This window comes from Pseudoalteromonas rhizosphaerae (assembly GCF_902498845.1).
In the GTDB taxonomy this organism is placed as follows: Bacteria; Pseudomonadota; Gammaproteobacteria; order Enterobacterales; family Alteromonadaceae; genus Pseudoalteromonas; species Pseudoalteromonas rhizosphaerae.
The window spans coordinates 74,861-98,554 of the sequence record NZ_CABVLM010000004.1 but is presented as its reverse complement, the minus strand read 5'-3'; the positions used below and the strand labels follow the sequence as shown (position 1 = coordinate 98,554).

The window sequence follows — 23,694 nt, the reverse complement described above, 5'->3', positions numbered from 1 at the left end:
ATGACACACAACAAACCTATAAAAAATGTGGTGATCGCTGGCGGTGGTACAGCTGGTTGGATGGCTGCGGCTGCGTTCAGTAAACTCGTTGGTAAAAATATCAATGTCACCCTTATCGAATCCGACGACATTGCTACGGTTGGTGTTGGTGAAGCTACTATTCCACCGATCCGCACTTTTCATAAATTACTTGGCATAAATGAGCAAGCATTTATGAAAGCTACCCAAGCAAGCTTTAAATTAGGGATCAGTTTTGAAAACTGGGGCGAAAAAAACACCGATTATATTCACTCATTTGGCATGACGGGCAAAGAATGCTGGGCAGGTGAATTTCATCATTTTTGGCTACACAGCTTAACATTAGGACTTGAATCCGAGTTTGGTGATTACTGTTATGAACTGCAAGCAGCTAAACAAGGTAAGTGTGCTTTTAATCAGCAAAATCCAATTAATTATGCATTTCATATGGATGCGAGTCGTTATGCATTATTCCTACGTGAATTTTCAGAACAACTAGGGGTTAAACGTCTAGAGGGAAAAATAATCCACGTTAATAAATGCGCCACTTCGGGCTTCATAAACAGCCTAACTCTTGCAGATGAAAGTATCATAAATGGTGATTTTTTTATTGATTGTACCGGCTTTAATGGACTACTTATTGAACAGGCTTTGCATACCGGCTATGAAGATTGGTCACACTTACTGCCGTGCGATAGCGCAATTGCAGTACAAACTAGAGCCATTAGCGATGATATAGTGCCTTATACCCGCTCAATAGCACATGATGTAGGCTGGCAGTGGCAAATTCCTCTGCAACAGCGCGTAGGTAATGGTCTAGTGTATTGTAGCCGTTATTTAAACGATACTGATGCAAAGCAGCTTTTACTCAGTAATATTCAAGGTGAAACTCTCACTGAACCCAGAGTAATTAAATTTAAAACTGGCCGCCGCCGCAAAGGCTGGAATAAAAACTGCCTTGCTTTGGGGCTTGCCAGTGGCTTTGTTGAACCCCTTGAATCTACCAGTATTCATTTAATTATGTCGGGCATTATTCGCTTTATCCGGCTATTTCCATTTGATGGTATTACCGAACAAGCAATCCACGAATACAACAAACAGCTAAAAAGTGAGATTGAAAATATTCGTGATTTTATTGTCTTGCATTATAAAGTCACTGATCGCACTGATAGCGAATTTTGGCGTCATTGTAAAAATATGGAAGTGCCTGATACCCTTGTTCATAAAATTAGTTTATTCAAAGAAACTGGGCGGGTATTTTTAGATGACGGCGATATTTTTAGAGTCGACTCATGGGTGCAAGTAATGTTGGGTCAAGGTATCAAACCCAAACAATACCATTTAATTGCAAGCCTGATGAGTGATGATGAGTTAAGCCACTTTCTGCTCAGTATCAAACAGCAAATTACTCAACGCGTGGCACAATTGCCAACACATAAAGCGTTCTTACAACAATATTGTTCTGCGGAGTAATCTGAGTGAGCATAAAAAGCCCTTTAATCACTTAAAGGGCTTTGCACAACAAAACAAAATCAAAGACTAAGTTAACTATCTGGGCAGATAATTGTTGCCTGTTTTGCTCCCTCTGGCACAAAGTTGATATTCGCCACAGAAACCGAACCGTTACCCGTGCTCTGTAATGAAAATGGGCTAGTCACTCTTGAAAAATCAACGCCTTGCTCAGTAAAGCAGGTTAAGTCTATGCTGAGTGTTTGCCATCTATTTAATGTAGCCTTTTTGAGTTCTGAGCTGATATCAACACGTCCACCACAACCATGCTCGCAACTCATAGCAACAAATAATGGGGCAGCAAATTCGCTATTTATCTTGTAATCAAAACTCAGCGCTGAGTTTGCTTCGATATAAGCCACTTTATCTTCAGTGAAGTTACTATTGATTTCGGCTGTAGTAAGGCCTATACCTGCAAATACAAATGCCATTGCATCTTCTTGAATATCTTTATCTTCAGTACGATAACTAATACCTGATAATTCAACGCTATTGCTAGCTACTTGAACTTGCTGCTGTGCTGACTTTAAAAACAATCGCCATGGATCAGTCAGCACGCCATTAAAAATAGCCATATTAGGCAAACTAGCTATATCAACACCTGAGTCTTCATTTAAATTATCTGCCAGGGTATTTTTATCTGTATAGGTTAAACCAAAGCCATAAGGAAATAGTGGCGAATAGTCTACATCATCTTTATTTACTGCGGTTTGCAGTGGTGATTTTGGCCATGAAAACGACAATTTACCAGTAAAGTCATGCTGAATATCACCTCCTGCGTCAGTTAATAAGACATCGGCCACACCTTGTCCTTCTGTACCCGGTAGCCATGCGGCGACAAACGCATCAGAGGCATTTAACTCAGCGTTAACCCACATTGGTCGACCTGAAATGAATACCGATACGACCGGCACGCCTTTTGATTTAAGCTGTTTTAATAACGCTAACGACTTTTTATTATTACGCTCAAACTCAAGATTATCCCTGTCACCGTGGCCTTCTGCATAAGGTTCTTCTCCAAACACCACAATCGCCACATCAGGTTTTTGCGTAAAGTGTCCATCAGGACTTAAAATGGCCTCTCCACCTGCGGCCGTGATCTGCGCTTTTAAACCCGCAAAGATTGACGTAGCACCAGGGAAATCGGTATTTTCGTTATTGGTGCCTTGCCAAGTAATACTCCAGCCCCCCGCTTGCTTAGCAATATTATCTGCGCCATCTCCGGCAATTAATACTCGTGAATTAGCCGCTATCGGCAAAGTATTGTTGTTGTTTTTTAATAACACCAGTGATCCACGCACAGCTTGTCGCGCAATATCGCGGTGCGCTTGCGCGCCAATTAGCTGCGTTTTACCTGAGAACTGACGTTTTGCAGGGCTCGGTTTATCAAATAAACCCGCTCTTAGTTTGACTCTTAAAATACGCGCAACAGCATCGTCAATTCGGCTCATGGCAATTTCACCGGCTTTCACTTGCGCTATCGTATTTTCATAAAGTGGTTTCCACGCCCCCGTAGGAACCATAAAAATATCAAGCCCCGCGTTTACAGCCTGTGGGCAGCTTTCGTTACTACAACCTACAACTTGTCCGTGGCCATTCCAATCACCAACAACAAAGCCATCAAAGCCCATTTTCGTTTTCAGTACATCGGTAAGCAGGTATTTATTGCCATGATTTTTCTTACCATGCCAGCTATTAAACGACGCCATAACAGATTGACTACCAGCCGACAAACCACCAATGTAGCCTTGAGCATGAGTATCAAACAAGGCTTGCTCTGAATCGATATTGTTACCTTGATCGTCACCATCGACGGTACCGCCATCACCTAAAAAGTGTTTAACTGTGCTAATCACCCGCTTATTACTTAAAAAATCACCATCGGCATGGCCTTGCAAGCCGTTAACAATGGCAACTGAGTACCGGCGGACAATCTCTGGATCTTCAGAATACCCTTCATAAGTTCGACCCCAGCGGTCATCACGTACAACAGCAACAGTCGGCGCAAATACCCAATCAATACCAGTAACCATCACTTCGATTGCCGTCGCAGCGGCTATTTTTTCTATTAAAGCGGGATTATTTGCTGCGCCTAAGCCAATGTTATGTGGAAATAACGTTGCACCAATCACGTTATTATGACCATGTACAGCATCGGTGCCCCACATGGTAGGAATATCGATGCCATCAAGAGAGTCGTCAACCGATGCTTGATACATCTGTTCAGCAAGTGCAATCCAATCTTGTGGTGTGGCATGTTTATTCGCGTTCGGAAATGAGCCTCCGCCATTTAAATACGAGCCAAAACCATATTTACGCATATCATCAGTCGTTATATCGCGGATCTCAGGTTGAATCATCTGCGCAACTTTTTGCTCTAATGTCATCGTCTGCAAGTACTGAGCAATCTTAGACTCAATTTGCGGATCAGCTCGAACCACATTATTCAGCTTTGGCCAAATAGCTAGCGATTGTTGCTGCTGCGTTTGTTCAACAGCTCTATTATTTTCAGACGTATCTTTACTTTCGCTTGCTGAACAACCAGCCAGAGTAACTAATCCAGCTAACAAACTTAGTGTAGGTAACTTAGCTGTGTGTAAGTGTGTTTTCATTTTTATATACCTATCTATTATCAACTCATTGCTGCTTAAAAGACTCTAAGTACCTGCTGTATTACAAAAGCGAGACCAAGCGGTTTATTCATCTAAGCAACGGTAGAACTATTTTTTGTCATCATTGAAATTAAAATTTAACTGTTGACCTGTTAAGAAATAGTCACTAACCTAAATATGGAAGCGCTTCCTTAAAGTCATTAAATACCATCTATTGGCATTAATCAAATTAAATATGGAAGCGCTTTCAGATATGTTAGCTTTAAAAGCTAAAAATAACAGCATCACGGACTATAAAAAGAAAGCAGAGGTTTTCTATTAATGAAACAATTATCTTTACCTAAACACTCGCCGCTACTGAGCAAAGACTTCACTTTTGGCGTAGCAACTGCTTCATTTCAAATTGAAGGTGGTGCAGCAGATCGTCTGCCATGTATTTGGGACACCTTTTGTGCTCAAGATGATAAAATTGCCGATAACTCAAATGGTCTAATCGCCTGTGAACACTACACTCGTTGGCCTCAAGATATTGAGTTAATAGATTCTCTGGGCGTTGATGCCTATCGTTTATCAATTTCTTGGCCGCGCGTAATGCATCAAGATGGTAGTTTAAATCCATTAGGTGTGAAATTTTATACTGATCTTCTAGATGAACTTAAACGCCGCAACATCAAGGTATTTGTCACTTTATATCACTGGGATCTACCGCAGTATTTAGAAGATCAAGGCGGCTGGTTAAATCGTAATACCGCCTATGAATTTGCTCACTACACAGATCTTATTAGCAAAGCGTTTGGTGATCGTGTTTATTCATATTCAACCTTAAATGAACCTTTTTGCAGCTCTTATTTAGGGTATGAAATTGGTGTGCATGCCCCAGGTATTGTCGGTCGAGAATTTGGCCGAAAAGCTGCCCATCACTTATTACTAGGTCATGGTTTAGCGATGCAAATGCTGGCTAAAAATAGCCCACAGACACTTAATGGTATCGTACTCAACTTTACTCCCTGTTACCCGGTAACACAAAGTGACGCAGATCTTAAAGCCACAGCCTTTGCTGATGATTATATTAACCATTGGTATATGCGCCCTGTAATGACTGGCAAATACCCAGATATTATTGAGCAACTACCAGTAGAGCAGCGTCCAGATATTCACCCCGGTGATATGGAAATTATTGCGCAGCCATTAGATTACCTTGGCGTTAATTTTTATACGCGTTTACATTACCAAGCAAGCGCTGATGATTTTTATGACGAGCGCCCACATCAAGGCCTATTAACTGATATTGGTTGGGAAATTTACCCGCAAGCACTTACTGAATTATTAGTATCGTTAAATGAGAAATATACCCTACCACCGATTTATATTACTGAAAATGGCGCAGCAATGGCCGACAAGATGATAGATGGTAAAGTTAACGATTCAGATCGCATAGCTTACTATCAGCAACACTTAAACGCATTGCATAACGCAACTGAACAAGGTGTGGTGATCCATGGCTACTTTGCATGGAGCTTAATGGATAACTTTGAATGGGCTGAAGGCTATTCAAAGCGATTTGGTATCGTTTATGTTGATTATCAAACTCAACAACGTACTGTAAAAGCCAGTGGCCTTGCGTATAGTAGTTTAATTACTAGCCGGTAAACTTAGCTAGTGCTCCTTTAAAAACAACAATAAGAAACACACAGTGAACAAAATTCCTTTATACGAAAAAATCGGTTATGCGATGGGTGATGCCGGAGCCAACTTAGTTTGGCGAGGTGCACTTGCCTACCTAGCAGTATTTTACACTGACACATTTGGCATATCGGCTGCGGCCGCAGCTATGTTATTTTTGGTGGTTAGGTTATCCGATGGTGTAACCGATATTATTATGGGAATGATTGCAGACAGAACCACCACTCGGTTTGGTAAATTTAGACCGTGGATTTTATGGTCTGCTCCTTTTTTAGGACTGTTCATGGTGTTGTGTTTCACCACACCTGATTTCAATGACACCAACAAGTTAATTTACGCCTACGTTACCTACATAGGCTTAACGTTAGCTTATACGGTGAGTAACGTGCCTTACTCTGCATTAATGGGAGTAATGAGTCCAGACGATACCGAGCGCACGAAACTATCGAGTTTTCGCTTTGCCGGAGCCTTTGCAGGCGGTTTATTAGTGATGGGCTTTTTACCTGAACTGGTTGCTTATTTTGGCGATGGCGATAACGCCAAAGGTTATCAGTTAACCATGTACTTATTTGCAGCATTACTAATTGTTTTGATGGTGATCACTTTTGTTAGCACCAAAGAGCGGGTAATACCCCACAAAACAACCAGTGGTAATTTAAAATCAGAGCTCAAAGATTTAACTAAAAACTTACCCTTTATTATTCTGCCATTATTGGCAACTACCTTGTTCTTTTACTATCGCGAAATCTACAGTGGGCTATTTTTTGCATTTATCATGACTATGATGACTGTTGTGATAAAAAAATTACTCAACAAAGATCATCAAAATCTCACGGGAACTCAACGTGATATGGTTGATTTGCTCACCAACAAGCCTTGGTTAATTTTATTAGGCATGGGCTTTTTGACCATGATGTTCAACGGTATAAAGTATGGTGTAATTGCTTATTACTTTAAATATCAGGTTGGCAGCGAACTGATGGCAGGCCAATACTTCGTTGCGTTATTAGTGGTGTCTATCCTCGGCGCTCTTGCCACTGGTAAACTTGCCGAACTAATAGGCAAACGTAATTTATTTATCATCTCTTTAATATTAAGTGGCTTATTAACCACAGCATTTTATTGGGTGCCTGCTGACAACATTGTTGCCATATTTACTTTTGGTTGTGCAGCTGAATTTTTTGCTGCCATGATGCCTACCCTGTTTTTTAGCATGTTAGGAGATGCTGCCGATTATTCTGAGTGGAAAAACAAACGCCGCGCCACAGGCTTAATTTATTCAGCAGGGACGTTTGTGCAAAAAACTGGCGGCGGTTTCGCTGGGGCATTAGTATTAGTGGTATTGGCAGGCTATGGCTATAACGGCATGAACGAAGCAACCATTACGCAATCATTACCTGGCATGCAACTATTAATGAGTTGGATCCCCGCAGCATTTGCTTTTTTAGGTGCCGCCTTGATGCTTATCTATCCGTTGACACCCGCAATGACGCAGAAAATCACGGAAGACTTGGCTTTTAGACGCAGTAATGTGTAAATTATATTTCATTATCAATACGTTTTTATAAAGTGCGAATAATCACGCTAGGAAATTAATGGCTACAATTTATCAAGTATCAGAACTTGCAGGTGTCTCTCTCTCTACGGTATCAAGGGTTCTGAACGACAATGATTATGTAAGTAAAAAAACCAAGAAAAAAGTGCTCGAAGCAATGCAGCAACTTGGCTATCAACCCAGTTCTATTGCCCGTTCTTTAGCATCGAGTCGTACCAGTAGTGTTGGTGTTTTAGTCTCTGAACTAGACGGCCCATTCTTTGGCCAAATGATGTCGGCGATAGAGCAGCAACTTCGTGCCGCAGGTAAGCATGTTATTATTACCGCAGGGCACAGTGACGAAGACAAAGAGAAAAATGGCTTTGAATTTTTAATCAGTCGTAACTGTGATGCCATAATTGCCCATGTGGAAATAGTATCGGACGAATATCTAATTGAACTTAGTAAGGGAAAAATCCCCATTTATTTAATGAGCCGTTATGTTGAGGAAATTAAAGACAACTGTATTAGTCTTGATAACGTTCTGGGCGGTTATCTTGCCACTAAAACGATGATCAATAAAGGTCACAAAAATATTGCTTATATTGCGGGTCCACAATTTAAAGTTGATGCGTCAGACCGACTCGTAGGACATAAAAAAGCGCTTGCTGAATACAATATAGCCTTTGATGAAAGCCTTTTTTACATAGGCGACTTTAAAGAAACCGGCGGCAATGATGGCTTAAAACATTTTATTGAAAATAAAGCGCAATTTAGCGCAATTGTCTGTGCCAATGATGAGATGGCCTCAGGTGCGATGAAGTTCGCCAGAGAACACGGTTTTAATTTACCGAAAGATCTCGCCATTATGGGCTACGATAACGTGATTTTCACCAATTACCTTTACCCAACTCTAACAACCATAGATAACCCAGTCCCAGAGATGGGCAGAATGGCGGCTAACCTTGTACTTAAAGACATTTACAAACGCCCTGGCATTACAATTAATCGTGTATTCCAGCCGACTCTCGTTTTAAGAGACTCCACGCCAGATATTAATTAATGCGGTAAAATCATTCGTTCACTAGGTTGAATTTTCAACTAACAAATTTGCTGATCAGCTAAACTTAGATTCAGCCCATGCAATTCATTACGTACCCATCGACCATCTAAGTATTGTTCAAGGTGGTCTTGGGCAAATGTTAAAAAACTACGCGCAGCATGAGCAATATGCCGATCAGTGCGGATCACAAAGTACCAATGACTTGCTAAGCTTGCATCACTTACAGTTAATACTTTGAAGCCATGATCTCCAATTGGCAACACATGGCGAGACAGCACACCAATTCCCATTCCTGATGATACTGCAACGCGAATAGCCTCATTACTTGCCATTTGCACGCTGTTACTCAGTACTAAACCGCGTCTTTGCAGTTCGCTCTCAAACAACATCCGGGTTGCAGAGCCAGGCTCCCTTAATAAAAAGCGGTATTTCACTAGCTCAGAAAGTGTAACGTGTTGTTGATTCGCTAATGGATGATCAGTAGGCACAATAAACTCAAGCGGGTTTTTTAAAAAGCGCGCCGCCTTTGCATGTTCAAGTGACGGTGGATGGCTAAATACATAAATATCATCTTCACCGCGTTCAAAGCGCGCTAACACCTCTGCTCTATTGCCAATCTCAAGAGGCAACTCAACATGAGGATGCAAATTACTATAAGGCCCGAGTAATTTTGGCAAAATATATTGTGCGGTATTCACCATGGCGATTTTACATCGCCCGCGCTCGCCCCCTTTGAGTTCAGCTAAAAAATCGTTGTAATCATCAAAGTGGCCAAACACTCGTTGGCAAGTCCTAAATAACTCATGCCCGGCTTCTGTGACATGCAGTTTTTGTTGCTGCATAATCACCAGCGGCTCATCTACAGCCTCTTGTAAACGTTTAATTTGCAGCGACACCGTTGGCTGAGTTAAGTGTAAACGCCTTGCGGTTTCACTGATCGAGCCGGTTTTTACTACACTCATAAACACTTCAAGCAGCCGAAAAGAAATATGTCTTAAATCCATCGCTATCACATCCCCTTTGGTATTAATCAACCCATAGATAATAACCTATAACTAACTATCAATCATTTTATTATTTACAATGCATGATTTTATCTACAATAGCGCGACTTTAAATTAATAGGAGAAAGGTGTGCCAGATATTGTTGTAATGTTTTTTGTTTTGGCTTTAGTTGCGGGGATTTTACGTTCTGATCTCGTTATTCCAAAAGCAACCTACGAGACCTTAAGTTTGCTGCTGATGCTGACCATAGGCTTAAAAGGCGGCATGGTATTACACGGCAATCTTAGTTGGCAATTATTGCCAGAAATGGGCTCGGTGATGCTGCTTGGCGCGTTTATACCTTTAATGCTCTACCCTATTTTAAAATATGTCATCAAACTTTCGGTAGCGAACAGCGCAAGTATCGCCGCCCATTATGGCTCCGTAAGCGCGGGGACATTTGCAGTCGCCCTCGCTTATACTGAATCGGCACAGCTAGTAGTAGGTGCTGAAGTAACCCTGTATTTAGTGATGCTAGAGCTTCCCGCGATTATCGTCGGGCTGTTACTTTATCGACGACTTGATAAACAACATAGTGCCGATAATACCTTATCGCTTAAAGCACTCTGGCATGAAACCTTAACCAATAAGAGCGTTATTCTCCTCGTAGGCGGTGTTGTTATTGGTATGATGTATGGCACACAGCAAGGCAGCCAAGTAACTGGATTATTAACCAATAGTTTTAAAGTCGTGCTTGCATTATTTTTACTCGAAATGGGTTTAACGGCAGCGCAAACATTACGCCCTATACCTTGGCATCACTGGAAACTGACACTATTTGCTATAATCAGTCCATTAATATTAGGCGCGATTGGGGTCAGTGTCGGCACTTTATTAGCGCTTGAGTTAGGCTCAATCGTTATCTTGGGGAGTTTAGTGGCCAGTGCATCTTATATTGCAGCACCTGCCGCTATTAAAGCCGCGATCCCCAAAGCCGATATAGGTCTGGCTATGCTCAGTTCACTAGGCATCACCTTCCCATTTAACGTACTTATCGGTATCGGTTTGTATCATCAACTTGCTGTTGCGATGCAATAAATTAAACTACAGATAAGGGCTATTTAGCCCTTATCTGTCTATAGGTTAAGCAAGCTCGGGCCATTGAATTGACTTACTGTCTTTGCCATTTTTACAGCTAAGTGGATCATTACCTTTATAATTTTTGCATCCCCAAAACTGCCCTTTTGCGCTATTGCGTAATACCATTTCAGCACCGCATTTATCACACGTTGGCACTAGATGGTTACAGGCTGTATTTATACATAATTTAAACCCTGTATAGCGACTGCGAGTCATTGGGCTTTGGCACTGCTCGCACGATTTTTCTTTATGCTCACAACGCGGAAATAACGAACAGCCGTAGAATGGCCCAAAACGACCACTGTGTTTTTTTAATACCCCGCTATCACAGCGCATACAGTTTATATCTGCGATATGTAATTGATCAACATCACTAGTAAATTCATCCAGTTCTATGTCATGTTCAGCAATTAACTCCGAGACAAAACAACTGCTATTGGTCATATCAGCAATGATGTAGGCGCGGTGTTTTGCGCGCGTTAGTGCAACGTAAAATAACCGTCGCTCTTGTGCGTAAGCGAAGTTTTCTGGCGCTGGTAATAAAGCTTCGATAATTGCGGGCGCAACTTTTTCAGATGGAAAACCATGTTTACCCTTTTGTAATCCGATAATAATAACATGATCGGCTTCTTTACCTTTTGAGGCGTGAAAAGACTGCGACTGAATTTTTAACAACGGGTATTTAACACTCATGGTTTTAATATCCGTATTTGTTGGTAGCTGAAACCAAAAGCGCGCTAAAAAATACACGGTTGTGGGTTTACATGCCTTGCTGTGTATTGTGCAGAGTATGTCATCAATCGCACCATTTAATAGTTCAGGAATGTCACTGTAATAACTATTTTTATAACCAATAGACGCATTACTACTGCGCCTTAATAACGACACACTAGGATGTGAAACCTGAGTTAAAGAAGTAATCGTTTTATCAAGCTGCGCGGGATTTTTACTAATAAATGCTGAGGCAACTTCACCAATTTTATTATTGAAACGAAACGTAAGATCCAGCGCCGTTTGCGTAGTAAAGCCAAAATACGTTGCAAACTCAGTGGTCAACTTAATATCAGCGCCGCTGAATCGGTAAATTGCTTGCCAATCGTCACCCACTGCAAATACTGAACTACCCTTGTTGCTATCGCGAAGTGCTTTAACCAATCGTGCTCTTGGCTGTGATATATCTTGAAATTCATCAACCATAATATAACGCCAAGGCGATTTAAACTTGCCCGACTCAACATACTCGATTGCCTTGATAATCATATCATCAAAGTCAATTTCACCGCGCTGCTGCAAGTGAGCGTTGTAGTTAGATAAAATTGGTTTTAATAGCGCCAACGCTTGGGTTGTTTGTTTGCCGTCAAGGGAGCGTTTAATGACATCAACTTCATCAGCATCAGTTAAATAAGCCGCCTTATATAAACTCAGCAATTGACTAAATAACGCAGCTAATACGGTGATCCTGCCAGTTTCTTTTAAGCTTTCGAGCAGTGATTCTAAGGGCAATAACTGTGTTTTCACGCTCGCACTTAAAAGCGCTTGTTCAAGTTCGTTTAACAGCTTACCTTGTTTATGTTGCCCATAAGTCAAAGCTATACAGTGAGTGTTATTACTGGCATGAGTGGTATTTTTCCAATCAATTTCGCTATGGTATTGCGCTTTATCAATGTAAGGCGCAGTATTGCCAGCGTCATCGATGCCGTAATATTCAATGTAAATATCGTACTCAGGTAAATAAAAATCAGGCTTGTACTGTCTGCGTTCAATGGTTTTTACGTCAACTTTATAAGGCGCTTCGTATTGATAATCTATGCCGTGATAAAACAGCCAATTAGCTATATATAACTCACCAAAGCTTTTTACCTTGTCGCCTTTTAGGCTACGGATATCGTTATCATTTAAGTAGCTGTAATAATCACCCAATGTTTTAAAATCAAATTCATTTTTTTCAACATAATAGTATTTACTAAAATAATCTAAAACCAGATGACGATACTCGGCACTGTTTTCAATCAATGATTCAAAGCACTGCTGCACCCATTTTGCTTTCACTTTTTCGTCTTCTGCAAATACACTCATAGTCGGTTTAGCACGTTCAACTTGTGAGATAATCGCCAGCCCAACACTATGAAAAGTAGCGGCTTTTATTTTATCGGTGGCGAGCTTATCTTCGATCCGTTGATCCATTTCATCAGCAGCTTTGCGACCATAGGCCAGCAATAAAATATCACTGTAACTTGCCTGCTGACTTTGCACTAAAAACCCAGCCCTGCCAATCATAACACTGGTTTTACCGGTGCCTGCGCCAGCCAATAACAAGTTATTATCGTCATCAATCACACAAGCACGTCTTTGACTTAGTGTTAATGGATTTGCTTCAACACGGTCAAAAAAAGCGTGGTGTAGGTTAAGTTGCTTAGTAACGTATTTTTGTTGTAGATACTGGGTAAGTGCAGCATCCCAGTTTGCATATTGCTCTAATACGTTTATTTTTTTATCCACTAAAACAAATGCGGGGCTGTTTTTTATCCACGGCAACCAACGATCATGCTCTTGCTGTGCCAACCGCTGAATACGACTAACATAAGACTGGCGTAAATATCGCTGCTTGACTAGTTTTGTTATTTTATTAAGAAAAGTGTCAAGCTTAGCTTCATTAGCGTTCACCCAATAGCGTTCAAATTCAGCTTGAAATTTACGGTGAGCACCATATGCCAGCAGCGAAAATGTATGATTTTGTTGTGCCGTAACAAAAGAAATCGTTTGACCAAACAGGCCGTAAGCAAACGACGGCGGTGCCTCCAAATCACTCCAACTTATTTGTCTCGTTGAGTTACCTTGGCAAATGGTCAACATATGGTGATCAAACGCCAACATGGCTTTATTAGAAAACATCCTGCCAAACAGGCTAACTGCAATAGAATTCATTACTGCTGAATTCCTAAATAAAAAGAGTAAATTAACGGTATTTTAAGTTAATCAGCTGGATAAGTGTGAAAATAACGGCAATTATTTTAGCGTAGTTTTTCATCTGGATTTAAAAAGAACATTTTCTTCCAGCCTTGGCTTTGCGCGGTCATTAACCATGGGTACGGCAGTAACGATAAAATAGAGTAATGTACGTGAGGTTGTTTACCTGCCGCATTCCCCGTGTCTCCTAAGCTACCAATCACCTCACTGACTGCAACATAGTCTCCTGCACTTACCGAATAACTTTCTAAGTGGGCAAAGTAATGCAGTCGCCACTTAGGCCCAAGTAATGCCACCACTTTACCACCGCGCTTTAGCTCACCTGAATACAGCACCACACCACTTACCGAAGCAACCACTGCCGTGTGTTTTTTGCCAAAAATATCTATCCCTTTGTGTACACCTGATTTACCCCAAGGGCTATACCAAAAGGTATTATGATGCCAATCATTTGCTGTTGCACCTTTGACTGGGATCACTATTTTTTCAGGTATGAGCAGCCCAATAACAAGGACTGTAAAGAACGTTAGTCCCATGTACTTCATCACTTTCATTACAACTTCCTTGAAATAGTTTAACAGTGAAATAGTTCATTATTGTTTGATACGTGTGCAACCAGCCACTCACACAACTCATGTGTTAAACTATCTTTTTTAAGCTGTAATTGGTCTACCTGCTGCGTTTTAACCGCCGTTAGCCATGCCTCTAGCATTGACTCAAAGCCCCGTTTATATAGCGTTGCTTGCCAATCATTTTGCATCGCGCTCTGCTGTATTCCATTAACCATAGAGGTCATATTGGTTAGCGATTCAAACCGCCACTTTTCATTCAAACCGGTTATTTCAACCACTTCTTCATTGCAGCCACTTAATCTATCCATAGCGCCTTGAAATAACCGCCCCTCAAACTCAAAACTAACATGTATTGCTGCCAATAAGCCTTGTGGATCTAGCTGTGAAAACACCTGTAACTGGTTAAGTTGATCAAAACGCTCTACATTTGCAAAATGGCATAAACTATCAACCACATGGATGAAGTCATCAAAAATAAAAGTGCGCGGCTGTGCTGGTAAATTTAAGCGGTTTTTTTGCCATTTAAGATGGCGTATTTGTGGCTTTGCAATATCGGCCATAATTGGTAAAAAGCGACGATTAAAACCTAAAAATAATGGCGTGTTATGTTTAGTTGCTAACGCAATAAGTTCACTTACCTCACTAAAACTATACGCTAATGGCTTATCCACAAACGTAGCGATTTTTTGTTCAAGTGCCTGCTTCGCAAACGTAAAATGAGACTCAGTATTAGTGTGGATCATCACCCCATCGGGCTTACACGCCAGTACCGCTTGGTAATCTGTAAAGCACTTTTGAACCCGATACTGCTTCGCTAACTGCGTTAATGTTGTCAGGTTTCGTGTACAAAAAATAGGATCGATCTGTGCATGTTGCGTGGCAATAGGTAAATATGCTTTTTGTGCTATATCTCCAAGCCCGACTAAAGCGATTGTTAGCTGGTTCATTTTTACTACTGCCTCTTGATGAAAAATAAAAACACAGCATACCAAGTTATTATTTAGATTGATAAAACAACTACAAATTTTAAACAATTTCGCTAAAAAAATGATACCAAAATGACGTAAATAACCGGTTAATTTACCTAACTTAGCGTTCTAAATAAAATGTTGAGTAAATATTCAAATATAACTTTACTTGTGTTCAAAATCGGATTAAATTCGCCGCAAAATTAACCAACCAAAAATAATTGCCAGCTATTAAAACACTCCAACGCAATTATTTATGCCCTTTAAATCGGATTCTTTAATGGTTGAGCTCGCTGCCGGTCATAAACCAAATAACCCACTTGCACCTGTTATTGGTTTGTCTTTTTTTGCTATTGCCTCAGGCTTTTTAATGAGTCTAATTCCTTTATCATTGAGCGCCTTTGGGCTTGATAATGAACTTGCCTCTTGGTTAGCTAGTGTCTTTTATCTTGGCTTATTAATTGGTGCTTTTTTTATTGAGCGTATTGTTGCAAGAGTAGGCCACCGTCATGCTTTTCTGGCATTTCTGGGGTTATTAATTTTCAGTGTTGCAGCACAGCTTATTTTACCTAATGCCAACGTGTGGCTTTTAGCCCGCTTTGTAGCTGGTATCGCCGTAGCTGGGGTATTTGTGGTGGTTGAATCTTGGTTACTAATGACTGACACTGCCAAAGCACGAGCTAAACGATTAGGCCTGTATATGACATCCCTGTACGGTGGCAGCGCCGTTGGCCAACTAGCTATCGATCCGCTTGGCACCAGTGGCCCACTCCCCTATTTGTTTGTTATTGCTCTATTATTTTTAGCGATGTTAGCACCGCTGCTGATTAAATCAGGGCAACCGCAAAGTCAGCACTCGCAAAAGCTACAATTAACTGAGTTAAAAAAGCTCAGTCGCCCAGCAATTTTAGGCTGTTTGGTATCAGGATTAGTACTTGGCCCAATATACGGTTTAATGCCAGTATATATCGCTGCCCAAAGTGAGCAGGCCGCTTTTACTGGCACCTTGATGGCGGTGATTATTTTAGGCGGTATGTTAGTACAGCCGTTGGTGAGTTATTTATCAACACGAATGGCAAAAAGCTTATTAATGGCATTATTTTGTTTATTTGGCGCGATGGGTGTAGTTGGTATTATGCAAGCTGTACACTTCAACGTATTGATGGCCAGTTACTTTATTTTAGGGGCTGCAAGTTTTGCACTCTACCCCATTGCCATCACCTTAGCCTGTGACGCATTGCCAATCGAAAAAATAGTCTCAGCAACGGAAATTATGTTACTGAGTTACAGCTTTGGCTCGGTCTTTGGGCCTTTGCTTGCTGCCAACCTATTTGCTTCAGCTAACGGCATTATGTTGTATTTAGGCGGTTGTTTATTTACCACCTGTATTTATATGCTGATCAAAAGCCTTAAAGGCATCTCCACTGACAATACCCCTGTGGCAGGATAAGCCATAGCCTAATAACGCAAAAACCCCATGCTGAGTTAACATTATGGGGCTTTAATTCAAGTAATAAGGCCTAATTTATAACGATAGGTATTCTTTAGCACGAGTAAGGTTATGCGATACCATCGCGCTATCAGCCATTTGTGCAGCTTCATATAAATCTGAAAGACCAGCGGTATCATTTTTAGCCATCATACGTGATACACCGCGATTACTTAATGCAAACGATGTTAATTCACGTAATTTCATTTTTGGGCCTTCGCTTTGTTTTAGCAACGCAATCGCTTTAGTACACATTGTTTCTGCTTGCGCGTAATTTTTTGATTTCACGTTTAGTGCGCAATTATTAAATGATTGTTCAACTGGCTGTGGCGCTGTTGCTGTCTCAATAACCATTAATTTGTAATCACTTTGATCAGCCAGAGCAACAGCTGAACATGTTAATAGTGAGCTAAGAGCAATAGTTTTGATAAGTGTACGTTTCATGATTATATTCCTATTTGATTATTTGCCTAAATCGTGTCGTATCTGGTGCCGACAATTGAACTTTAGATTGTTAGCTCAATTTCAACAAACGATAAAAATAAACCTAATAGGTGAAGAAAATTATCTTATGGACTTTATAAAAATGAATTGTTACTGAAACTAGATTGAGCAACACAACTAAAAGGTGTCAATAGCGACACCTTTTTATCTATAAACAGCTACTTTATGTTTTTAATATGCGAGCTAATAATGCTGCTATTACTGATAAAATGTTTTTTCTGGGCTGGAAGGCGTTTGCACGAATGGTAAAGCAGGATCGTTCGTTAGCGTTTTTTCAGCTGTGGTACTAGGTATTACAGGGCTTGGGCCGACTGAGCCTTGCGTTGTTTCTGTGTTCAAAATTAATGGTAAACCATCTTTACCACCACCTATCACTACAACTTTACTATTGTTAGATTTGGCCAACTCCACTGTAGCTTCAATCCCTCGCCAGCGTAAATATGTTTCAGAAATACCACCACTGACTGTTTGCTGAAAATCTCGGATCCCTTCTGCTTCGGTCTTCTTACGCTGTGCTTCTTTTCTAGCAACAACTAAACGCATGTCGTATTCTTCGTTCAAATAATTTTGATTCACTTTTGCGATAATCGCATTATGTACCTTTTCTGGTATATTAACGCGCTTGATCAGCATATCATCCAAATTAACTAACACTTGCTCTGTATGCGTTGTTTTCTCTTGCTGTAAAATTGTTTTTTCTTGTAATTGCAGTTCCTTTAATACTTCATCTAAAAGCTCTTTTTGTACTTGTAAACGCATATTACCGTACACTTGCTCTGCCGTGTAACGCGATACAATCATGATCACTGCAGAGTTAACCTCGGGTAGCACTGTTTCTTTTAGATAATCCTTACCAACTAACTTATGTAGATAAGGTATTTGTGAGACCACTGGCCGATAACGCACAGTCACATCTAAGGAAATTTGTAAGCCTTGGGAAGTAATAGCATGAATAGTTTCATCAGCAGTTTGAAATCGACTTGAATAAAGCGTTAGCGTATCCCAAGGCAGAACTAACACTGTTCCTTCATCAAACGGTTTTTCCAAATAGGTACCACCGCCTAAACGTTTCCACAAAACTCCGACTTGACCTGAATCAATTTTAATAAACATCACTGGCACCAGTACCATGGCTAGAAACATAAAAACCAGTAATGTGATCCCAGCTCTAAAACGCCATGACAAAATACGTTTATGAAATTTAGGCTTATAACGTTTAATAAAACGCATACTGATATTAGTGATTATTAATGCAAGTAGTAAACCCGCAAACACCAACAGAGTTAAATCGGGAGTAATGACAATATTCATGATGAGACCCCATTGCTTACAATATCGTTATTATCGGTTAACTGCCCTTCCACCATTTTTAAATGGGCATCAGCTAAATGAAAGTATGTATCATCATGGGTAATTGCAATCACTGTATTTCCTCTTGCTTTGAGTCGTGGTAATACTTGCTCGTAGAATTTACGCCTAAAGATAGGATCTTGATCGGCAGCCCATTCATCAAAAATATATACAGGTCGATTTTCTAAAATTGTACTCAATAATGCTAAGCGCTTTCGCTGTCCTGACGATAAGTCAACAGTGCTAAATTGACCATCGACGATACTCACTTTGGTGTTCATTTCTAAAAATGCCAACCACTCATCAATTTCTTGTTGTTTTGTATCGTGAATACCATACAGCTGTTTAAATAAGTGAAAGTCAGAAAATACCGCTGTAAACAAGCTACGATAACCTTGCAGCGAAGTTTCACTGAGCTGTTGACCATCAAGGAGTATTTTTCCAGCCTGTAACTCATATAAACCTGTGAGCATACGAATAAAGGTAGTTTTTCCACTGCCATTGCCCCCAGTAATAAAAGTAATTTTGCCTCGCTGCAGCTGAAAATCAATGGGACCAACTACAAAGGCATGTTCACCAGGTGCACGATTATGCTGATAATATGCACCACTTAGTTGTATCTGCTCAAATGTTGCGAGCTCAGCATGAGCCGATTTAGTATGTTGAGTTTTTTCCTGTTCAGACTGTAACTCCTTTTCCAACGCTAACACATTTTGTCCAGCTTCACTGGCAGCGGTAAAAATAGGAATACCGCCGACAATACTGGTGATTGGGCCAATTAAAAACAGCGAAGCTGTGGTAACTTTAATAACCACATCGGTGTAGACATGCGATAACACCGGTACAATAAAAACCATAGCCCCAGTTGCCGCAAAAAAACTGATTTGCGATAAAATAAAATCGCTGGCAAACAAAGTTTGTGTTTTCGTCTTAGAGCGTTTAGCGCGCGCTGAGTCCATTGCAAACTCATATTCAAGATCATCCGCTCTTGGAACACTTAGCTTTACTTCTTTAAAGCCATCGAGTAAATCAGACAAGCGTTGAATTAATTTGTTTTCGCTCTCAAATGACTGCTGCATATTCTTTTGTATTTCGTCTGCCCGAAGCCGGTGAATGCTGCCGCCAAGCATAATCAATACGGCCAACACAATGAAAGCCACAAAGGAGTGATATGCAATATACATAGATGTAAAAAAAACTAAGCTAATTGACTGACCTATAATCACAAACAGTTGCGCAGACTGAGAAATAGTCTGTAATTCTTTGCTTAGCGTAGTAAAAATTTTCTCTTTACCAATCTTCTCTAAGGTCGCCAGTTCAGTATGACGAACACATTCAAACAACTCGACACGTAACCCATCTATGGCTTGTTCAACCATTTTTGCAGCTTTAGTCATTAATCTATGTTGGGTGAGACCATAAATAGCAATGGTTAACGAAAATAAAGCGAGATAATAAAGAATATGATTTTCGCGGTGAATATCAGCAATATTTTCCGCAACATTATTTATTAGCGCTAAAACGAGGGCATTTGCTAATCCGGAAATACAACCTAGCGCAGCAAAAGTTCTTTTTTTAACTGTGATGTTTCGACTAATTAAATCGTATAATACCATTTTAGAATCTTTTATTGTTTTTTGATGGTCTTTATCAACACTCATTAACGTACAGCTGAATAATATTACCACTGCTTTAAAACCAGTGGTTTAACTAAGCTATATAACTAATTGAGCGTTAAACGTTGTTATCCATGTCGGTGTATTACTTGTTATGTATCTTGGCTATGTGTTGTATCTTTTTTGTGCGCAAAAATTAATATTAATAAACCGACAAAAGGTGTCAGCATCAGCGACAGCAAAAAAAAGCCTACCGGGCCTGCAAAAGTGTTTCGCCCCCAGTAACAACACAATAAACATAATCCTAAATATAAAATGACGATCATTATTAATTCCTTTTCAGTTAAGCTGTAATCAATTGATAAATAAACCAGCAATAACTGCTGGTTTATTTAGGGTTTAGCTCATTCTACTTACACTGCAGCTTGGCTTTGTTGAGCACTTGCATCACCTTTGTCTTTACGATACTTCGCTGCGATCTCAGAGATATCACCTTTAATACTCGCTAAATTAAGGTCTATCAATGTACCGCCATTTTCAAAGTGTCGAATAAACGTAGAACCGACTGCATGCGAAGATGCCGCCGAGATCACTGGCATAAATGCAATGGAACTAAGCGTTCCAATGATAGGTATAGCTTTAAGGAAACTACTCAAGCCAGCCCCTCCCAATGTCTGTGGAAAAGAGCCACCAATTACCGCACTAATAGTGCCTCGCAGCTTATTCTCACTATAGGATTGGCCATATACCTTAGCAATCTCATCAATCATTTTTATTTGAATACCTGTCAAAGCTACCAAATCAACCACTGGAATTGGAATAAGTCCGCTGCCAAATGACCATTTGCTATACTTATCGACGATGATCTGCGCTACAGCAACTCGATTTTCTGCTTCAACGAGATCTGCTTGTTGCTCAGAAACGGTGTCAGTATTCGCCTTTTCGTCCTTCGCTGTTTTTGCCGCTGTCATATTTTTTCCTCTATGAATTAAATTAACAGTTGTTGAACCCACCAAATTACTGCTCTAGTAAAACTTTAGTCAGTAACTTGCCCTTTTTCACTTTTCTTTTCATGAATATGAAAAGAAAAGTAATACTTTGCATAAACATGCAAACAGTAATTGGACTACAACCACTCCTTGTTCAGGTTTGGTTCCAACTTTATTAGTACTTAGCCCACTGCCAGTACAAGAAACTAATCAATTCAATTCTTTTGACATTCACCAATTCATCGACACAACTTTACGCATCAATTAATATCGCTTGGCACTTATCTTCTCGGTGCTTATCACTGTAAAAAATTATATTTCTGATCTCACTTGCAATGCAGTCCGACTCGAATCCTGTTTTAACGTAATTACTAAAGACCATCACTGATTGATCCCGTTCCACTAAACGGTTAAAGCTTGTCACCCACGAATAAGGGTAACTACCTGAGTACTGTAAAAATTTTTCATACTGTCGCAGGTTTGCATCAGCAGGATCAGAGGGACAATCGGCAACTTTGCCAAACTGTAAAGGGTCAATAAATGTAACAAACCAACCATAGCCATAGTATTCGCATTGCGTGCTGTTACCGGTATTAGAATAAGGTGCAAATGCCACTAATTTTTGTGCCTCATCTAAAATTTTACTTGTGTATAATGCCTGATCCCACTTATGCATATCAGTCACTGTTGAGTACATATCACCAGCAGAATAAAGTACCAATGGATTGCTATAAGGATTCTTTAAAATATTCTCGTATGGCGCAGGACCGCCGACTAATGGCGGTCTGCCATTGGCTAGTGGTAAATATGGGTTTTGATTTGAGATATAGCCTGTGGTCATATTTTTATACACGCCAATGGCGCTAAATGAACCACTATCGTTCATATTAATGGGATCTAATATCTGTTCTTTAAGGAGGTTTTCGAACCAAAAGTTACGGTCAATATCGCCTTGGCTACCCGCAGCTATTTGCTCAATAATATTGCCGACTAAATAATAATTACAATTACTATATTGATACTTAGAGCCCGGAGTAAATGTCGGTTTTTCATCTTGTTCTGTACAAGTACAAAAACGATTACTGAAATCTTCAGGCCCATTTAAATTTAGCGTTTGATCATAAAGAAACGGCCGCCAACCATAATTATCATAAACGTCTTCATTATCACTGTAATTATTAATGCCTGAAGACATAGTCAATAAATTGTGCAATGACACATCCGCACATTGATTTTTAGGAAACCAAGGTAGATAGTCACCTATAGTCTGTGTTCTTAAATCTTTTCCTTTGAGCATTTTCATTAACATGGTTGCCGCAAATGCTTTAGTGTTAGAACCAATTCGGTATTTTGACTCTGTAGTATTTGCAATATCATATTGCATATTTTGCGGTCCACAATTAGCCTCGTATACAACCGCATCAGCAGAAGTAATATACACAGTGCCAAAAAAGACTAAAGTGTCACAATATTCTTGCACTGTTGCAGCAATCATTTCTATCTGAGCCGCTGTGATAGTGACATTTTTTGCTACACTCTTTTTTTGCAAACAAGACGCTAAAATCAAACTTAATAAGCAGACAATCATGATTTTAAACTTTACATGCATAAGCCATTTCATTATTCTTCTCCTGTAAATAGCCACATCTCTTTGCCAAAATCATCACTGCTAACAAAGTGAAAATAGTCTTAGTAAACTTATTGTAATAACAAACAGTTAAGCCATGCCAACCAGTACTTTTCGAGGACCGCTATATGCTTCTCGTCCATGGGTGTACAGCATGTTATCAAGCAACAAAATATCATTACGCTGCCATTGATAAGAGAATGTAAGCCCACGATACACATCATTGATTGCTGCTATGTCTTGTGGGTCAATGTCCGTGCCGTCACCAAAGTACGCATTACGGGGCAAATTTGCTTCACCGATACTACTTCGCATTGATTGCACCACGGCACTGTCCATACTTGAACAATGAAAAAGATGGGCTTGATTAAACCAGACTTTTTCACCACTTGAAGGGTGAGTGACAACAGCAGGGCGGCATTGGCGTGTTTGCAATTTATCGCCATCGACCCATTCGAACTGTATGTCGTTTGCATGGCAATACTGTTCAACATCACTTTTACTCTGTGTTTGAAACACTTCTTGCCAAGGTAAATCAATATCGCCGTAGTTTCGCACGTACATGACACCTAACCGCTCAAACTTTTCTCTGATCCGCATGGGTATGTGGTTATACACCGCACGACTATCGGCCAAGGGCGTATTGCCCCCAGTCGTCGCTGGCACCACACAGAAAAACCCCATTCTCTTAGGCCAATTATTCGAATATGCATTTTCGTTGTGTTGTAAAATCACCTGATCTGCATGGTATTCTGTGGTGGTATAAATATTATTCTTCAACGCAGTGCGTGGCGATGAACGATAAACATACTGCTTTAGAGGCTCACCAAAAATAGTTTCTAAAATAGTACTAAATTGGTGAGTACTCACAATATTTAGCCCTCTCAGTAGCGCTAAACCATCTTGATTTACCCAATCATTTATTAAGTCAGTATTGGCTTTAACCCATGCCAAACCACTTTGCTTTTGAGCGCTCATATCATGCACACGGCAATCGCTATTGTCAGTGCAAAAATCCATATCTATTGCTAATAACTGATCCATTTCATTCCCGTCCTTTTATAGGTAG

At 40.2% G+C, this 23,694-nt stretch carries 18 protein-coding genes; 6 read left to right on the top strand and 12 right to left on the bottom strand.

All coding sequences use genetic code 11. The annotated features are described in order from the left end of the window. A complete protein-coding gene (locus PSR9079_RS07500; RefSeq protein ID WP_149980987.1) occupies positions 1 to 1,491 on the top strand; it encodes a tryptophan halogenase family protein in 1,491 nt (496 codons plus the stop codon). A 71-nt stretch (positions 1,492 to 1,562) separates the two neighbouring features. On the opposite strand, the gene PSR9079_RS07495 is transcribed toward PSR9079_RS07500, so the two are convergent. After that, positions 1,563 to 4,139: a glycoside hydrolase family 3 protein gene (locus PSR9079_RS07495; RefSeq protein WP_149980986.1), complete on the bottom strand. Its 2,577-nt coding sequence runs from the start codon at positions 4,137 to 4,139 to the stop codon at positions 1,563 to 1,565. A gap of 321 nt (positions 4,140 to 4,460) precedes the next feature. Between PSR9079_RS07495 and PSR9079_RS07490 the strand changes: the two genes are divergently transcribed. Genes PSR9079_RS07490 through PSR9079_RS07480 form a run of 3 tightly spaced genes read left to right on the top strand, consistent with a single transcriptional unit; the run spans position 4,461 to position 8,419 of the window. Beyond that, positions 4,461 to 5,789, top strand: coding sequence for a GH1 family beta-glucosidase (locus tag PSR9079_RS07490; RefSeq protein WP_149980985.1), 1,329 nt, complete (start codon positions 4,461 to 4,463; stop codon positions 5,787 to 5,789). Positions 5,790 to 5,832: 43 nt separating this feature from the next. Continuing rightward, positions 5,833 to 7,359: an MFS transporter gene (locus PSR9079_RS07485; protein ID WP_145233054.1), complete on the top strand. Its 1,527-nt coding sequence runs from the start codon at positions 5,833 to 5,835 to the stop codon at positions 7,357 to 7,359. Positions 7,360 to 7,417: 58 nt separating this feature from the next. Beyond that, a complete protein-coding gene (locus PSR9079_RS07480; RefSeq protein ID WP_145233053.1) occupies positions 7,418 to 8,419 on the top strand; it encodes a LacI family DNA-binding transcriptional regulator in 1,002 nt (333 codons plus the stop codon). A gap of 38 nt (positions 8,420 to 8,457) precedes the next feature. Here the strand turns inward: PSR9079_RS07480 and PSR9079_RS07475 are convergent, their stop codons facing one another. Continuing rightward, positions 8,458 to 9,423 carry a LysR family transcriptional regulator gene (locus tag PSR9079_RS07475; RefSeq protein ID WP_149980984.1) on the bottom strand — a complete coding sequence of 322 codons (966 nt, stop codon included), beginning with the start codon at positions 9,421 to 9,423 and terminating at the stop codon, positions 8,458 to 8,460. Positions 9,424 to 9,553: 130 nt separating this feature from the next. Between PSR9079_RS07475 and PSR9079_RS07470 the strand changes: the two genes are divergently transcribed. Beyond that, positions 9,554 to 10,501, top strand: coding sequence for a sodium-dependent bicarbonate transport family permease (locus PSR9079_RS07470; protein ID WP_149980983.1), 948 nt, complete (start codon positions 9,554 to 9,556; stop codon positions 10,499 to 10,501). A 45-nt stretch (positions 10,502 to 10,546) separates the two neighbouring features. On the opposite strand, the gene PSR9079_RS07465 is transcribed toward PSR9079_RS07470, so the two are convergent. The 3 genes from PSR9079_RS07465 to PSR9079_RS07455 all read right to left on the bottom strand — a co-directional run bounded on the left by PSR9079_RS07465 (position 10,547) and on the right by PSR9079_RS07455 (position 15,029). Then, on the bottom strand, positions 10,547 to 13,468 hold the full coding sequence (locus PSR9079_RS07465; protein WP_149980982.1) for a UvrD-helicase domain-containing protein: 2,922 nt from the start codon (positions 13,466 to 13,468) through the stop codon (positions 10,547 to 10,549). An 86-nt stretch (positions 13,469 to 13,554) separates the two neighbouring features. Continuing rightward, positions 13,555 to 14,064 (bottom strand): M23 family metallopeptidase, encoded by a 510-nt coding sequence (locus PSR9079_RS07460; RefSeq protein WP_145233049.1) that lies wholly within the window; start codon positions 14,062 to 14,064, stop codon positions 13,555 to 13,557. A 20-nt stretch (positions 14,065 to 14,084) separates the two neighbouring features. Then, a complete protein-coding gene (locus PSR9079_RS07455) occupies positions 14,085 to 15,029 on the bottom strand; it encodes a Gfo/Idh/MocA family protein (protein ID WP_145233048.1) in 945 nt (314 codons plus the stop codon). A gap of 301 nt (positions 15,030 to 15,330) precedes the next feature. Here PSR9079_RS07455 and PSR9079_RS07450 point away from each other — a divergent pair, with 301 nt between their 5' ends. After that, on the top strand, positions 15,331 to 16,500 hold the full coding sequence (locus tag PSR9079_RS07450) for an MFS transporter (RefSeq protein WP_149980981.1): 1,170 nt from the start codon (positions 15,331 to 15,333) through the stop codon (positions 16,498 to 16,500). A gap of 75 nt (positions 16,501 to 16,575) precedes the next feature. Here the strand turns inward: PSR9079_RS07450 and PSR9079_RS07445 are convergent, their stop codons facing one another. The 7 genes from PSR9079_RS07445 to PSR9079_RS07420 all read right to left on the bottom strand — a co-directional run bounded on the left by PSR9079_RS07445 (position 16,576) and on the right by PSR9079_RS07420 (position 23,669). Beyond that, the gene (locus tag PSR9079_RS07445; RefSeq protein ID WP_149980980.1) at positions 16,576 to 16,983 is read right to left on the bottom strand and encodes a hypothetical protein; all 408 of its coding nucleotides are present in this window, start codon (positions 16,981 to 16,983) and stop codon (positions 16,576 to 16,578) included. A 258-nt stretch (positions 16,984 to 17,241) separates the two neighbouring features. Next, complete coding sequence (locus PSR9079_RS07440) at positions 17,242 to 18,354, bottom strand: prohibitin family protein (protein ID WP_149980979.1); 1,113 nt, start codon at positions 18,352 to 18,354, stop codon at positions 17,242 to 17,244. After that, positions 18,351 to 20,054 carry a cyclic peptide export ABC transporter gene (locus PSR9079_RS07435; RefSeq protein ID WP_246175504.1) on the bottom strand — a complete coding sequence of 568 codons (1,704 nt, stop codon included), beginning with the start codon at positions 20,052 to 20,054 and terminating at the stop codon, positions 18,351 to 18,353. The genes PSR9079_RS07440 and PSR9079_RS07435 overlap by 4 nt, the downstream gene beginning before the upstream one ends. Positions 20,055 to 20,161: 107 nt before the next feature. Then, positions 20,162 to 20,335 (bottom strand): hypothetical protein, encoded by a 174-nt coding sequence (locus tag PSR9079_RS23630; protein WP_179959153.1) that lies wholly within the window; start codon positions 20,333 to 20,335, stop codon positions 20,162 to 20,164. 87 nt (positions 20,336 to 20,422) lie between these two features. Further along, entirely contained in the window at positions 20,423 to 20,980 is a 558-nt protein-coding gene (locus PSR9079_RS07430) for a YcjF family protein (RefSeq protein WP_145233045.1), read from the bottom strand. A 271-nt stretch (positions 20,981 to 21,251) separates the two neighbouring features. Continuing rightward, on the bottom strand, positions 21,252 to 22,619 hold the full coding sequence (locus tag PSR9079_RS07425) for a serine hydrolase domain-containing protein (protein ID WP_149980978.1): 1,368 nt from the start codon (positions 22,617 to 22,619) through the stop codon (positions 21,252 to 21,254). Positions 22,620 to 22,715: 96 nt separating this feature from the next. Next, positions 22,716 to 23,669, bottom strand: coding sequence for a TauD/TfdA family dioxygenase (locus PSR9079_RS07420; RefSeq protein WP_149980977.1), 954 nt, complete (start codon positions 23,667 to 23,669; stop codon positions 22,716 to 22,718). Between the last annotated feature and the right edge of the window lie 25 nt (positions 23,670 to 23,694).